This is a genomic window from Gordonia sp. NPDC003425 (assembly GCF_053588635.1).
Genome location: NZ_JBSFQI010000002.1, coordinates 159,784 through 174,730, shown reverse-complemented (window position 1 = coordinate 174,730; position 14,947 = coordinate 159,784). Strand labels below are relative to the sequence as shown.

Annotated in this window: 13 protein-coding genes and 1 tRNA gene; 8 read left to right on the top strand and 6 right to left on the bottom strand. The window is 68.3% G+C overall.

The genetic code is table 11. The features are described 5' to 3' along the window. Positions 1-59: 59 nt before the first annotated feature. From ACWDTD_RS03315 to cobF, 3 genes are all read left to right on the top strand, one after another. Positions 60-132: transfer RNA gene (locus ACWDTD_RS03315), tRNA-Arg, on the top strand. Between the two features lie 28 nt (positions 133-160). Further along, on the top strand, positions 161-970 hold the full coding sequence (locus ACWDTD_RS03310) for an SDR family oxidoreductase (RefSeq protein WP_449745924.1): 810 nt from the start codon (positions 161-163) through the stop codon (positions 968-970). A gap of 3 nt (positions 971-973) precedes the next feature. After that, entirely contained in the window at positions 974-1,729 is a 756-nt protein-coding gene (gene cobF, locus ACWDTD_RS03305) for a precorrin-6A synthase (deacetylating) (protein ID WP_449745638.1), read from the top strand. A 20-nt stretch (positions 1,730-1,749) separates the two neighbouring features. Here cobF and ACWDTD_RS03300 read toward each other — a convergent pair whose 3' ends face one another. Continuing rightward, positions 1,750-2,490, bottom strand: a complete 741-nt coding sequence (locus tag ACWDTD_RS03300; RefSeq protein WP_449745637.1) for a 3'(2'),5'-bisphosphate nucleotidase CysQ — start codon at positions 2,488-2,490, stop codon at positions 1,750-1,752. A gap of 25 nt (positions 2,491-2,515) precedes the next feature. Here ACWDTD_RS03300 and ACWDTD_RS03295 point away from each other — a divergent pair, with 25 nt between their 5' ends. The 3 genes from ACWDTD_RS03295 (at position 2,516) to ACWDTD_RS03285 (ending at position 5,056) form a co-directional block, all read left to right on the top strand. Then, on the top strand, positions 2,516-3,421 hold the full coding sequence (locus ACWDTD_RS03295; RefSeq protein WP_449745636.1) for an Fpg/Nei family DNA glycosylase: 906 nt from the start codon (positions 2,516-2,518) through the stop codon (positions 3,419-3,421). Beyond that, complete coding sequence (locus ACWDTD_RS03290; protein WP_449745635.1) at positions 3,418-4,212, top strand: N5-glutamine methyltransferase family protein; 795 nt, start codon at positions 3,418-3,420, stop codon at positions 4,210-4,212. The genes ACWDTD_RS03295 and ACWDTD_RS03290 overlap by 4 nt, the downstream gene beginning before the upstream one ends. A 100-nt stretch (positions 4,213-4,312) precedes the next feature. Continuing rightward, a complete protein-coding gene (locus ACWDTD_RS03285; protein ID WP_449745634.1) occupies positions 4,313-5,056 on the top strand; it encodes an SDR family oxidoreductase in 744 nt (247 codons plus the stop codon). 10 nt (positions 5,057-5,066) lie between these two features. Here ACWDTD_RS03285 and ACWDTD_RS03280 read toward each other — a convergent pair whose 3' ends face one another. From ACWDTD_RS03280 to ACWDTD_RS03270, 3 genes are all read right to left on the bottom strand, one after another. Then, positions 5,067-7,745, bottom strand: coding sequence for a cation-transporting P-type ATPase (locus ACWDTD_RS03280; protein ID WP_449745633.1), 2,679 nt, complete (start codon positions 7,743-7,745; stop codon positions 5,067-5,069). A gap of 53 nt (positions 7,746-7,798) precedes the next feature. Next, a complete protein-coding gene (locus ACWDTD_RS03275; protein WP_449745632.1) occupies positions 7,799-9,349 on the bottom strand; it encodes a YfcC family protein in 1,551 nt (516 codons plus the stop codon). Positions 9,350-9,462: 113 nt separating this feature from the next. Continuing rightward, entirely contained in the window at positions 9,463-10,125 is a 663-nt protein-coding gene (locus tag ACWDTD_RS03270) for a hypothetical protein (RefSeq protein WP_449745631.1), read from the bottom strand. An 18-nt stretch (positions 10,126-10,143) separates the two neighbouring features. On the opposite strand from ACWDTD_RS03270, the gene ACWDTD_RS03265 reads away from it, so the two are divergent. Then, positions 10,144-10,677, top strand: coding sequence for a hypothetical protein (locus tag ACWDTD_RS03265; RefSeq protein WP_449745630.1), 534 nt, complete (start codon positions 10,144-10,146; stop codon positions 10,675-10,677). A 13-nt stretch (positions 10,678-10,690) separates the two neighbouring features. On the opposite strand, the gene pgi is transcribed toward ACWDTD_RS03265, so the two are convergent. Both pgi and ACWDTD_RS03255 read right to left on the bottom strand, forming a co-directional pair. Further along, the gene (gene pgi / locus ACWDTD_RS03260; protein ID WP_449745629.1) at positions 10,691-12,367 is read right to left on the bottom strand and encodes a glucose-6-phosphate isomerase; all 1,677 of its coding nucleotides are present in this window, start codon (positions 12,365-12,367) and stop codon (positions 10,691-10,693) included. Positions 12,368-12,480: 113 nt separating this feature from the next. Beyond that, positions 12,481-12,873, bottom strand: coding sequence for a chorismate mutase (locus ACWDTD_RS03255; RefSeq protein ID WP_449745628.1), 393 nt, complete (start codon positions 12,871-12,873; stop codon positions 12,481-12,483). 47 nt (positions 12,874-12,920) lie between these two features. On the opposite strand from ACWDTD_RS03255, the gene ACWDTD_RS03250 reads away from it, so the two are divergent. Next, on the top strand, positions 12,921-14,945 hold the full coding sequence (locus ACWDTD_RS03250) for a hypothetical protein (protein ID WP_449745627.1): 2,025 nt from the start codon (positions 12,921-12,923) through the stop codon (positions 14,943-14,945). The last annotated feature ends 2 nt before the right edge of the window (positions 14,946-14,947 follow it).

The window sequence follows — 14,947 nt, the reverse complement described above, 5'->3', positions numbered from 1 at the left end:
CGTAGACTCGTCGGCGTCCAATCGGCCCGGGGTCCTCCGGATCGCGGCCGGGCGCTCTCGCTCTCGTAGCTCAGGGGATAGAGCACGGCTCTCCTAAAGCCGGTGTCGCAGGTTCGAATCCTGCCGGGAGCACAGATACGGTGACTGTGTGGCATCGACCATCAGTCCTCAGACAGTTCTCGTCACCGGCGCGACCAGCGGCATCGGCGCCGAGGTCGCCCGTCAGTTCGCGTCGGCCGGGCACCGCGTGTTCGGCACCAGCCGCCACCCCGACACCGTCGCCGATCCGATTCCCGGCGTCACTTATGTGCGCCTCGACAACGCCGACTACGACAGCGCCACCGAGTGCGCCCGGCAGGTCGGCGACGTCGACATCCTGATCAACAACGCCGGCGAGTCGCAGGCCGGGGCGCTCGAGGACACGCCCATGACCGCGATCGAGGACCTGTTCCGGGTGAACGTGTTCGGCCCGATCGCCCTGACCAAGGCCGTACTGCCGGGCATGCGCCGCCGACGCCGCGGCACCATCGTGCTGGTGGGGTCGATGCTGTCGAGCTTCCCGGTGGCGTTCCGCTCCAATTACGCGGCCACCAAGTCGGCGCTCAAGGCGTTCGCCTTCGCCACCCGGCGAGAGGTGGCGCCGTACGGAATCCGGATGATCAGCGTCGAACCCGGCACCATCGCCACCGGCATCGGCGACCGGCGCAGCATCTACATCGGCGAGGATTCGGTGTATCGCGCCGAATACGACACGCTGGCCGCGGCCACCCGCCGCAACGAGGACGCCGGTATCACCGCCGCCGACATGGCCCGGGTGATCGTCGATGCCGCGCTCGCCGAACATCCGAAACCGTTCTACGCCAAGGGGAATTCCGCAGCACTCGTTTTCGCGATGCGGCGGTTGCTGCCGCGCCAGTTCATCCTCGACATGACCGCGCGCAAACACGGACTGCCGCGCGTGCGGGTGTAGGGGATGCGAATCACGCTGCGCGTCATCGGGATCGGGCCGGGTGACCCGCGTCAGATCACCGTGCAGGCGAGTGAGGCGATGGCCGACGTCGACGTGTTCCTCACCCTCGACAAGGGGCATGCGAAAGACGGATTGCTCCAGGTGCGTCGCACGCTGCTCGACCGCTACGCCCGGGCCGATCACCGCGTGATCGCCATCGCCGACCCGCCCCGCGACCGCCATCCCGCCGACTACGACGCCGAGGTGCGCCGCTGGCACGCCGCCCGCGCCGAGGTCATCGACCTCGCGTTGCGCAGCGAACTCTCCGACGGCGCCGTCGCCGCGTTTCTGGTGTGGGGGGATCCGGCCCTCTACGACAGCACCCTGCGCATCGTCGACGACCTCTCCGCCAGACCCGGGCTCGACGTCGACGTCGAGGTGATTCCGGGTGTCACCAGCGCCAGTGCGCTCACCGCCGCGCACGGCATCGTGGCCCACCGCATCGGTGAACCCGTGCACATCACCACGGGCCGTCGCCTCGCCGACACCCCGCCCGGTGCCGACACCAACCAGATCGTGATGCTCGACGCCGACCTCGCGTTCCGGCACACCGCCGCCGACGACGATCACATCTGGTGGGGCGCCTACCTGGGCACCCCCGACCAGATCCTCGTCAGCGGACGGGTCGGCGACGTCGCCGACGAGATCGCCCGGGTCCGGGCACAGGCGCGCGCCCGCATCGGCTGGATCATGGACATCTACCTGCTGCGCAAAGGGTGACGAGGCGCCTGGGGACGCGCTCACCACACACGGTCGAGCACACCCATCACGTCGTCGCGGATCTCGCTGCGGCAGATGACGAAGTCGGGCATGTAGGGCTGCGGCTGGTTGTAGACGATCGGGGAACCGTCGAGTCGGCTGCAGTGCAGGCCTGCCGCCAGCGCCACCCCGACCGGAGCGCAGTTGTCCCACTCGTACTGGCCGCCGGAATGGATGTAGGCGTCCACGTCACCGCGCACCACCGCCATCGCCTTGGCCCCGGCCGACCCGATCTCGACCGCCGCCAACCCCAGCGCCCGCGCGACGGCCGCCACCTCGTAGGTGCCGCCCCAGCGCGACACCGCGATCCGCCCGGTGAGCGGACCCGTGGTCGCGGGCACGGTGTCGGAGCGGAACATCTCGCCCGTCGCCGGCAGCGACACCGCGGCCGCGGTCACCGCCCCGGCCTCGGTGAGCGCCACGTGCACCGCCCAGTCGGCGGTGCCCGACGCGAACTCGCGGGTCCCGTCGAGCGGGTCGATGATCCACACCCGCCCCGCCGAGCCCCGGTCGCCCACATCGGCGGCCTCCTCGGAGAGCACCGCGTCGCCGCTGCGATGCCGGCGCAACACCGCGGCGATCCACGCCTGCGCCATCGCGTCGCCGACATCGCCGAGCATGCGACCGCTCAGCAACTCGCCGGAACGCACACCGAGCAGGATGTCGCCCGCGCCCCTCGCGATGCGTGCCGACAGCTCGGCATCCGAATGCGCGGAGATCATCTGATTACTAGAGCACACTGGAGTCATGCCCGAGTTGCCTGAGGTGACGGCCATCGCCGACTACGTCGACGGCCGTGCGGCCGGCCTACCGATCCGGCGTGTGGATGTGGCGTCGCTGTCGGTGCTCAAGACCGCCGACCCGCCGTACACGGCGCTGGCCGGACGCATCGTCGAATCCGCCGGCCGCATCGGCAAGTATCTGATCATCCGGACGATCCCCGGCACCGCCGAACAGGCGGCCGACCCGGAGATCAACCTGGTGATCCACCTGTCGCGGGCCGGCTGGCTGCGCTGGAGCGACGACCTCTCGCCGCGTCCGCTGCGTCCCGGCGGAAAGAGTCCGATCGCGCTGCGGGTGCACTGCGGACTGCCCGGTCCCGGCGGCGGGGGAGAGGGATTCGACGTCACCGAGGCGGGCACCCAGAAACGCCTCGCCGTCTGGGTGGTCCGCGACGTCGCCGACGTCGACCGCATCGCCTCGCTCGGACCCGACGTGCTGAGGGTGTCGCGCGACGAGTTCGCCGAGATCCTGCACGGCACCGCCGGACGCATCAAGAACGTACTGACCGATCAGCGGGTGCTGGCGGGCATCGGTAACGCCTACTCCGACGAGATCCTGCACACCGCGAAGCTCTCGCCGTTCGCCTCGGCCAAAACCCTGTCCGACGCACAGATCGACACCCTGTACGGCGCGATGCGGGCGGTGCTGACCGACGCCATCGAGCGGCTCGAAGGCCAGGAGGTGGCACGGCTGAAGTCGGAGAAACGCACCGGATTGCGGGTGCACGCCCGCACCGGATTGCCGTGCCCGGTCTGCGGCGACACGATCCGCGAGGTCAGCTTCGCCGACCGCTCCTTCCAGTACTGCCCGACGTGCCAGACCGGCGGCAAGGTGCTCGCCGACCGCCGCATGTCGAGACTGCTGAAATGAGCACCCGTCCGGTCACCGTCGACCTCGCGGCACTCGCCGCCCGGTTGCGGGCCGGCGGATGTGTCTTCGCCGAGGAGGAGGCCCACATCCTCGCCGACGCCGCATCCGACCCCGCCCACCTCGACACCCTGGTGACCCGACGCCTCGCGGGTGAACCGCTTGAACACCTCGTCGGCGCGGTGCGGTTCGGGGATCTCACGTTGAGTGTGGGACCGGGCGTGTTCATCCCGCGCCAGCGGTCCCTGCTGCTCGCGCAGGCGACCCTAGACGCCGCCCGCGGCTTTGCCGAACCCGTTGTGGTGGAAGCATTCTGCGGTGTCGCGCCGATCGCCGCGACCGTGCGTCACCGACTCCCGCACGCCGATCTGCACGTCACCGACCTCGATCCACTCGCCCTCGGCCACGCGCGACGCAACCTCGGCGGCCAGGCGTCATACCACGCCGGGCCCGGGCTGCGGGCGCTGCCCGATGCGCTGCGCGGCATGGTGTCGGTGATCGCCGCCGTGCCGCCGTACGTTCCCGACTCCGCCCTCTACCTGCTGCCGCACGAAGCCCACCACGAACCACGCCGCGCCCTGCTCGGCGGCCCCGACGGTCTCGATCACATCCGCACGCTGATCAGCGAAGCCCCCGAGTTCCTCGCCGGTCGGGGCACGCTGCTCGTCGAGATGAACCGCACCCAGGCCGACGCCGTCCTCGGTGGGATCGGGCCGGTTTGGGCGAGTGCCGGGAGGCTGATCGGCGACGACGGGCAGAACGCGGTGCTGCGGCTGGTACGCGGGCCGATATAACCGCGGTGGCACAGCGACGTCGAGACAATAGTTGCCGCGACGGCGCCCTGCCGCCGCATCTGTATCGGTATGCCGACATCGAATCGGTACATTGGCTGCCGTGGCGACCCGACAGAAGATCCTGATCACCGGCGCGAGTTCCGGACTCGGCGAGGGCATGGCCCGTGCATACGCGGCCCAGGGCCGGGCGCTCGGGCTGGCGGCCCGGCGACTCGATCGGCTGGAAACCCTCGCCGACGAACTGCGACCGGCCGCCGCGCAGGTGGCCGTCACCGCACTCGACGTGACCGACGTCGACGCCGTCCCGGTCGCCTTCGGCAAACTGCACGACGAACTCGGCGGCCTCGACCGGGTGATCGTCAACGCCGGACTCGGCAAGGGCGCCCCGATCGGTACCGGGAAGGCGCACGCCAACATCGAGACGGTACAGACCAACCTGGTCGGGGCGCTGGCGCAGGCGGAGGCCGCCATGGAGATCTTCCGCGCGAAAAACCACGGCCACCTCGTGCTGATCAGCTCGATCAGCGCCATCCGCGGCCTGCCGAAGGCGCAGACCGCCTATTCGGCGTCCAAGGCCGGGGTGAGTGCGCTCGGCCAGGGTTTGCAGGCCGAACTCGCCGGATCGCCGATTCGAGTGTCGGTGATCCTGCCCGGCTACATCGAGACCGATATCAACCGCGGCGTGAAGACCGCGCTGATGGCCGACACCGATTCCGGCGTGGCCGCGATGGTCAAGGCCATCGACGCCGAGAAGTCCTATGCCCCGGTGCCGCCGTGGCCGTGGGTGCCGATCGCGGCGGCCCTGCGATTTCTGCCGGGCCCCCTCGCCCGGCGACTCACCTAGCGTCGCGTACCTAGCGTCGCGCGACCGCCTTACCGAGTTCGACGACGAAGAACACCACCACCGCCAACCCGATCGTCACGCCCCACCCGATACCGGTCAGCGGCGCCGATCCGAACCAGGTGTGCATGAACGGCGCGTAGATGAACACCAGCTGCAGTACCACGAGCGCCCCGGCCGTCCACCACACCATCGGGTTGCCGCGCAGCGCGCCCGGTCGCAGGCTCGAACTGTTGAGGAAGCGGCAGTTGAACAGGTAGGCCAGCTGCCCCAGTGCCAGCATGTTGACCGCCGCGGTCTGCGCGACGGCCAGCGAGTGACCACCCGATTTCGCGACGAAGTACACCGCAATGGTCGCCGCCGACACCACGATCGACACGAAGGCGATCATCGCGAGATCGCGCGCAGCGATCAGCGGGCCCCTCGCGTCACGTGGTGGCCGCGACATGATCCCCGGCTCGGCCGGTTCGAAGACCAGCGCCAACGAGAGCGTCACGCCGGTGATCATGTTGACCCACAGGATCTGCACCGGGGCGAGTGGCAATGCGAAGCCGAACAGGATGGCCACCAGGATGACCAGCGACTGCGCACCATTGGTCGGCAGCATGAACAGGATCGACTTGCGGATGTTGTCGTAGATCCGCCGACCCTCCTCCACCGCTCGTTCGATGGTGGCGAAGTTGTCGTCGGCCAGCACGATCCCCGCGGCCTCCTTGGTGGCCTCGGTTCCCTTGATGCCCATGGCCACACCGATGTCGGCACGGGTGAGTGCGGGCGCGTCGTTGACGCCGTCGCCGGTCATCGCGACGATCTCGCCCTGCGCCTGCAGCGCGGAGACGATCCGCAGCTTGTGCTCCGGGCTCGTGCGCGCATAGATGTCGACATCGCCTGCCGTCTCCCGCAGGCGTGTCTGACTCATCTGCTCGAGCTCGGCGCCGGTCAGCACCGGCGCTTGCGGATCGGTGACCAACCCCATCTCGTTGGCGATCGCCCGCGCCGTGCCCGCATGGTCGCCGGTGATCATCTTCACCCGGATGCCCGCCCCGTGACAGTCGGCGATCGCAGTCACCGCTTCGGGCCGCGGGGGGTCGACGATGCCGGCGAGTCCGAGAAAGGTGAACCCGTCGGCGACGTCGTCGAAGTCCAGGGACTGCGCCGACGGCGCGGGCCGCGCGGCGGCGGCGAGCACCCGTAACCCCTCGCTGCTGAGCGCGTCGATGTCGCGCTCCCACCGCATCCGATCGAGCGGCACCGTGTGCCCGTCCGCGTCGAGTTGGTGCGTACAGCGGTCGAGCACACGGTCGGGGGCACCCTTCATCAGGATGGTGCGTCCCGAGTCGGGCACGTCGACGAGCACCGCCATGAACTTGTGTGTCGACTCGAACGGAATCTCGCCGAGCCGGTCTGTGCCGGAATCGAATCCGGCCTTGAGTGCCAGGGTGCGCAACGCACCCTCGGTGGGCTCGCCCACCAGTTGCCACAGGCCGTCGGGATTCTGTGCGACGCGCGAATCGTTGCACAGTCCCATGGTCACCACGAACTGCGAGAGGTCGGGGTGGTCGGCGATGACGGCCGGTGCGCCGTCGGCGAGGATCGCGCCGGTGGGGTCGTAGCCGGTGCCCTCGATCGAGTAGTCGCGGGTACCGGTGATCACCGAACGCACGGTCATCTCGTTCTGGGTGAGCGTGCCGGTCTTGTCCGAGCAGATCACGGTGACCGAACCGAGCGCCTCCACCGCGGGCAGTTTGCGGGTGATGGCTCGACGTCGCGCCATCTGCTGCACACCGAGAGCCAGCGTGATGGTCACCACCGCGGGCAGCCCCTCGGGGATGGCGGCAACAGCGAAACCGATTGCTGCCGAAACCAACTCGTCGATGGTGAAGCTGTGGATCAGTTTGCCGATCACCACGATCAGCCCGGCCACTCCCAGGATCACCAGGGACAGCTGCCTACCGAAACGGTCGAGCCGTCGGGTCAAGGGGGTTTCGATCACGTCGATGTCGGCGATCATCGACTGGATGCGACCGATCTCGGTGGACGCTCCCGTCGCGGTGACCACACCGACGCCGGTGCCCGCCGAGACGATGGTGCCCGAATACGCCATCGACGCTCGGTCGCCGATCCCCGCGTCGACCTCGACGGCGACGGTGTCCTTGGTGGCCGGCACCGATTCGCCGGTCAGCGCCGACTCCTCGATCTGCAGATTGGTGGCCTCCAGCAGCCGCATGTCGGCGGGTACGCGGTCACCGGAGCGGATCGAGACCACATCGCCGGGAACGAGTGTTTCGGCGTCGACGTCGACCCACTGACCATCGCGGCGTGCGCGTGCGTGCGGGGAGAGCATGCCCCGGATGCCGGCGAGAGCGCTCTCCGCCCGACCCTCCTGGACGAAGCCAACCACCGCGTTGATCAACGCCACCGCGATGATGACGCCGAAGTCGATCCACTCGCCCAGGATCGCCTTGAGCACACCCGCGGCGAGCAGGATGAAGATCAACACATTGTTGAAGTGCGCGAGGAAACGCAGCCACGCCGGGCGGGTGGCGGCTTCCTCGAGTTTGTTGGGTCCCAGGGCGTCCAGTCGGTGCGCGGCCTCGGTGCCGCTCAAACCCTCCGACGAGGAGGCGAGGGCGGCCAGGGTGTCGCGGCGGCCGCTGGAGTGGGAATCGATGGCGGACAAGGAGCGGGACATCACCCTATGCTCCCGCCGACGAAGATCGAACGCATCTCGAGACGCATCGCATCTCAGGTGAACAGCAGACTGATGAGGAACAGCACCACCAACGCCACGAACAGCGTCACCAGCATCGGCACCATGAAGCGTATGTACTTGCCGTAGTTGACCTTTGCCAGGATCAGGCCGGCCATCAGCAGGGCGTTGGTGGGCGCCAGCAGCAGCACGACGCCGCCGATGCTGTTGTACATGGTGATGATCAGCGGCTCGCCGGTACCCACCGCGCTGCCCAGCGGAGCGAGCACCGGCATCACCAAGGCCATGGCCGCCGAGCCGGAACCGACCAGGAATGCCAGGGGCAACGTCAGGATCGAGAACAGGATGACGAACACCGCCAGATGGGTACCGCTGACCGCCTGCTCCATCCAGTGCAGGATCGTGTCGAGGGTCTTGGTGTTGGTGAGGATCACCGCGATGCCGCGCGCCACCAGGATGAGGATTGCGGGGCCGGCGAAGTCCTTCATGCCCTGCACGATCGTGTCGCTGAGTTCGCCTTCGCGCAGGCCGCCCGCGATGCCGATCACCACGGCCATCACGATGAACAGCGCGGCGAGTTCGGGCATCCACCATCCCAGATCCCAGCTGAACACCTTCTGTACCTCGGTGTTGGTGACCGGGTCGATCTCGGTCCGGTCCAGCAGGGCGCTCCACGGCACCAGGGAGAAGACCATCAGCGCGAACGTGAAGGTGAGCAGTACCAGCACCAGCTTGTGGCGACCGGTGAGCTTGGGCGGATCGGTGAGGGCCGCGTCGGCTTCCATGATCGTGCGGTCCTCGTCGGAGAAACCGATCTGTGAGGTTGCGGGGTCCTTGCGAACCTGCTGCCCGTACCGAACCGTGAAGAACGTGACGATCGCCATCGTGACCACGAAGATCACCATGCGAAGCGGGGCGCCGTCGGCGATGTCGACCCCGGCCGCATCCGAGGCGACGCCGATGCGGAACGGGTTGAACACCGATCCGATCGACCCGGCGAAGGGCGCGACGCTGATCACCGCCACCGCCACCAGGCGGTCGTAGCCGAGTGCGATGATCAGCGGCAGGAGTAGCGGATACATGCCGATCGTCTCGTCGCCCCACGACTTCAGCGAGCCGAGGAAGCCGAAGATCCAGATCAGGCCGATGACGAGCACGATGCCGTTCGTGCGGAAACGCAGTGCCGCCCGCTGGATCGCGATGGTGAGGGCGCCGGTTCTGATGACCACGGTCATGAGTGCGCCGATGGCGAGGATGAAGGCGAAAACCTGGGCGCTGCCGAAGATGAAGCCGCTCTCGTACGGGCCGACGAAACCCGTCGTGGCGTCCCGGATTCCGTACAAACCGTTGAGCGGCGCCTTGACCAGCTGAATGAGTCTGCCGACAAAACTGAGGTCGGCGTCGGCGGATTGGTATGTGGTCTTGCCGTCGGCACCTTTGACGTATTCGCCCGCCGGGATGAAGAACGACGCGATCCACAGCAGCACGCCGACACTGACCATGATCGTCAGCGCGGTGGGGAACGTGCGTTTCGGCTTGGGTTCTACGGCATCCGAATCGGTTGCATCAGAAGCTATTTCAGACATCGCTAACCCTCCGAGGCGGTGTGCAGATCAGCCGTTTTTGTCGTGACGGCCTGCGCTGAGGTTACTACCGGCTAGCAGGAGGGGCTGGGCAACGCACGATCTCCATTCGGGGGTCAGGCCGGTGGCGACGCCGCCGGTGAGCTGCTGGTCACCTGGTTCGGATTGCGCCAGACCACCGGCGACTGTTTGTAGTCGAGGGACTCGTCGCCGGTGGTGTCGGCCCAGTAGATCACCTGACGGAGTGTGGTTCCCTCGTCGGCGAACGCAATCAGGCAACTCGCATACGAATCCCCGCGTCGCATGGTTTTCGGCGGTGTGGGCGACGGGCAGTCGGACAGCGCCGTCGACGGCGGCAGGGTGAGCGCCGGGGAATGTCCGTCGCCGGAGCCGGCGAACCCGGTCAGCTCGGGTGCCGGTACGGGCCGCGGCGCCAGCGACGTCACCGTGATGTAGACGAAGTAGGCGGTGCCCCCACGGGTCTGCGCGGCGGGCACACCCTTGCCGGGTGTGATGCCGGTGACGGTGAACAATGCCTGCTGTCCGACGGCGCGGTAGGTGTCGGCGGGCAGCGTGGCGGTCGCCCCGAAATCGAGCGTCGTACCGGGTGGGGTCCGCACCGGCGCGCCCGGGGCGACGGTGACGGCCGCCGAACGCGGCACCGATGTGGGGGTGTCGTCACCTGAAGCGGTGTCCGATCCGCAGGCGCTGACCGCTGTGAGACCCACCGCGCACGCGACCAGCATCAGCAGGCGCCGCGCGGACGGGGACGTTCTCACGTGCGTAAGGTATCCGATGTGGCGTCCAGGCAGGGACAGGTGGTCGGGTACGGCGCGTTCCAGGTGTTCGGGGAACGACGCGCCGCGCACGTGAGCGAGCTCCTGTCGGAGATCTTCGGGCGCGACGATATCGACGCGGTGGCCGCCGACTGGCGCGGCATCGTCTACTTCACCCTCGCCGACGACGACGGCATCGACGCCGATACCGTGGTCGGATTCGATCCGTCCAGCGGCGCCTCGGGTCCACTCGCCGCCCTCGGCGACGTACTCACCGCGGTGCGCGACGGCGACATCGGCGACGCGGTGGATGCGCACAGCTTCGACGCGTGGCGCAGCGCCGTCGGGGTGACCTCGGTCGACATGGGCGACTGCGTCCCGCCCGCCCTGGTCGAGTTCCTCGGCGGGGATCCCGCCGAGAGGTCCACCGAGCCGGAGGATCTCATCACCTACGTGGCCACGTCGGCCGCCCTGATGGGCAGACTCGAGGCGCTCGGCGTGCAGCCCGGTGACGAGATCCCGGCGGAGGTTTTCGACGACACCCGGTGGCAGTAGCGCAACCGCCGGATCAGACGGTGCGCCCGCGTTGTGCGCGATACCAGGCCACGAGCGCGTCGGTGGATGAATCACCTTGTGCGGCAGGCGCTTGCGCCTCGGTGATCACTCCGAGTAGTTCCTTTGCCTGGGTTTTGCCCAACTCCACGCCCCACTGGTCGAAGGGGTTGATGCCCCACACGGTGCCCTCGACGAACACCTGGTGTTCGTAGAGGGCGATCAGCTGTCCGATCACCGACGGGGTGAGCTCGGGCGCCATGATCGAGGTGGACGGCCGGTTGCCGGGCATCACCTTGTGCGCCACGATCTCCGGGGCCACGCCCTCGGCCGCGATCTCGTCGGCCGTCTTGCCGAAGGCGAGCACCTTGGTCTGCGCGAAGAAGTTGCTCATCAACAGGTCGTGCATCGAGCCGGTGCCGTCGGCGGTGGGCAGATCGTCGGTGGGATTGGCGAACCCGATGAAATCCGCGGGCACCATCCTCGTACCCTGGTGCAGCAGTTGATAAAACGCGTGCTGACCGTTGGTACCGGGCTCGCCCCAGAAGATCTCGCCGGTGTCGGTGGTGACGTGCTGGCCGTGCGCGGTGACCGACTTGCCGTTGGATTCCATCGTCAGTTGCTGCAGGTACGCCGCGAACCGGGCCATGTCGTTCGAGTACGGCAGCACCACCCGTGATTGCGCGTCCCAGAAGTTGGAGTACCACAATCCGATGAGCCCGAGGAGGACCGGTGCGTTGCGTTCGAGCGGCTGGGTGCGGAAGTGTTCGTCGACGATGTGGAAGCCGTCGAGGAACTCGCCGAACCGTTCCTTCCCGATCGCGGCCATCACCGACAGCCCGATCGCCGAGTCCACCGAATAGCGTCCGCCCACCCAATCCCAGAACCCGAACATGTTGACGGTGTCGATGCCGAACTCCGACACCTTCTCGGCGTTGGTGCTGACCGCGACGAAGTGTTTGGCCACCGCGTCGGTCGATGCGTCCAGCTCGTCGAGGAGCCACCGGCGGGCCGCGGCCGCGTTGGTCAGCGTCTCCAGCGTGGTGAACGTCTTCGAGGCGATGATGAACAGGGTGGTCTCGGCGTCGAGGTCGGCCAGCGTGCCCACCATGTCGGCGGGATCGACGTTGGAGACGAAGTGGCAGCGGATGTCGGCGTCGACATAGTGACGCAACGCCTGATACACCATCACCGGCCCCAGGTCGGAGCCGCCGATACCGATGTTGACGACATCGGTGATCGCTTTGCCGGTGTGGCCCTTCCATTCTCCGCTGCGCAGCTTGTCGGTGAAGGTGCCCATCGCGTCGAGTACCTCGTGTACGTCGGCCACCACGTCCTGTCCGTCGACGACGAGTGTCGCGTCGGCGGGCAGGCGCAGCGCGGTGTGCAGCACCGCGCGATCCTCGGAGGTGTTGATGTGGACGCCGGCGAACATCTCGTCGCGGTGCTCTTCGAGGCCCACCTCGCGGGCGAGGCTGAACAACAGTTCCAGCGTCTCGCGCAGCACCCGGTGTTTGGAGTAGTCGATGTGCAGGTCGCCGACGTCGACGGTCAGTTCGTCGCCGCGGTCGGGATCGACGGCGAAAACCTCGCGGAGATGCATTGCGTAGACGTGCGGCTGATGAGCCGCGAGTGCCTGCCAGGACTGGGTCGCCGTGATGTCGTGGTCGCTGCCGGTGACGTCGGTGCTCATTGCTTCACCCTATGTCCTTGTGGGACGCGGCGCGCCGCAGTGCGCTCTCGCCGTCGGCGTGCATCGGCTCGTGTTCGACGCCCCGGTGACGTGGGGATGACGTGCCGGCGAACTCAGCGTCCGAGCGGGCCGCGCCCCAGCCGCAGCAGCAGCATGGCCAAGGTGTGACCCTCCTGCCCGAGGTCGGCGAAGCGTTCGAGGACCTTGACCTCGCGGCTGTGCACGAGTCGGGGACCGCCCGATGCCATGCGCGCGGCACCGACCTTCTTCGACACCGCCGACCGACGCTTCACCGCGGCCAGGATGATCGCGTCGAGCCGATCGATCTCCGCGCGCAGCACGTCGATCTCGTCGGAGAGGCCACTGACATCGGCGCCGAGCTGGTAGTAGTCCAGATCGATGGTGTCGGCGAACGACGCCGGGGTGCCCTGATGCCCGTCGCCCGAAGGGGTCCCGGCCTCGGGTCCGTCGCTGGGGGTGCCGTCGCTCGTGGTGCCATCGCTCACCGGGGTGATTTTGCCACGCACCTGTGGCGACGGTTCTACTAGATGCCATGCCCAGCAGCCCGACGACGACGTCGACCTACGGCGGCGCGTTACGCACCGTGACCTCCGCCCCGCTGGTGGTGCTCATCCCGACGGTGCTCATCGTGGCGCAGCTGGTGGTTCGCGCGTGGCTGGTGGCCACCGGCAACTTCTACTGGGACGACCTGATCCTGATCGGGCGCGCCTCCACCGAGCCGATCCTGTCGTGGGAGTACCTCGGGCACAGCCACGACGGCCACTTCATGCCCGCGGCGTTCCTGGTGGCCGGAGTGTCGACCGTGATCGCGCCGGTCAACTGGGTGCTGCCCGCCGTCACCTTGGTGATTCTGCAGGCGCTCGCGTCGCTGGCCGTGTGGCGGATGATCCGGGTGATCGCCGACACCGTGGGGTCCGACAGTTCACACCGCACCGCCCGCGATCTCGGAGCGCTGGCCGCGTTGGTGTTCTATCTCTTCACTCCGATGACCGTGCCCGCCTTCATCTGGTGGTCGGCGGGCCTCAACTCGTTGCCGATGCAGGCGGCGATGGCATGGATCGTGGCCGACGCGGTGCTGCTGTGCAGCGGGCGGGTGCCGCCGGAGCGCCGACGGATGGTGGTCGTGCGGTCGACGGTGGTGTTCGTTGTCGCGCTGGCGTTCTTCGAGAAGTCCTTGTTCATCGTGCCCGTCGCCTTCGTCGTGGCCGTGCTGGCCGCGCGCTACGCCCGGACCGAGCCCGATGCGGCGCCCGCGGCCGATGACCTGCCCGAGCCTGATGACCTGCCCGAGCCCGACGACCTGCCCGAGCCCGATGCGGCGCGGGTGCCGAACAGCCCGGCGATCTCGGTGTTCACGCGGGGTCGGGCGCTGTGGACGGCGTTGGGTGCGGTGTTCGTGGCCTGGGGAGTGCTCTTCTTCGCGGTGTCCGACGCGACCGCCGGCACACACTCGGCCACGCAGACCGCCCAGTTGGTGTGGCGGTCGATCAACAAGGCTCTGGTGCCGTCGCTGGTCGGCGGTCCGTGGGAGTGGGAACGGTGGGTGCCCAGCCCGCCCATGGGATTCGCGCCACTGTGGATGGTGATCGCCGGCTGGCTGATGCTGGCAGCGGTGGTGGTGTGGGCGGTGATGCGCCGGGCGGGCGCCCCGGCGGTGCTGGTGGGTACCGCCCTGTATGTGGTGGGTGCGCAGATCCCGGTGATGTGGAACCGGTCGAGCGCCAACACCGCTCTCGAACTCGCCCAGACGATGCGGTATCTGCCCGATTCGGCGCTGGTGATGACCATCGCGATCGCCTTGCTGGCCGCCGCTCCGGCCCGTCGGACGCGCCCGGATCCCGAAGCGACGGTCGGCGGCCGACATGTCGCTGCACCCTCGCCGGGACAGCCGAATCCCGGGCCGGGACCCCTGAGCATGGTGTCGGTGGTGGTGGGCGCGTTGGTGCTGGCGTCGTCGCTGGTCTCGGTGGCGGGGTACTCGTCGTCGTGGCGCGACGATCCCACCGGGCCGTATCTGGCCAACGCCCGCCGCGCTCTCGCCGACAACGCGTCACGCACGATGTTCGACCAGTCGCTGCCGTTGGAGGTGTTGCTCCCGGTGGCCTACCCGCAGAACCAGATCAGCCACACGTTCGGTCGCGTGCGCGACCGCCCACGATTCGGCGACAGCACCGATCAGCTGATCGTGCTCGACAACTCGGGCCGTGCCGTGCCGGGCGCGGTGACCCCGGCACGGACCTTCCCGGCGGGCTCGGGCACCTGTGCCCGGCCGGAGATCGACGGCCCGGCCCGCCTCGAGTTCAACGGACCGCTGATCCAATGGCGATGGACGATCGCGATGGGCTACTGCGCCACCGCCGATGGCCGGGTCGAGATGTCGCTGGCCGGTGGGGACCCGGTGACGGTATCGCTGACGCAGGGTCTGCACGTGATCTACGTGCAGCTCGAGGGTCATGGCACCGACCTCCGGATTCGGCCCCTCACACCGGGTCTCGCCGTGCACACCGGCGACGGACGCGTCGGCGAAGTGGTCGACGCCCGACTCCTCGGGCGCTAGGA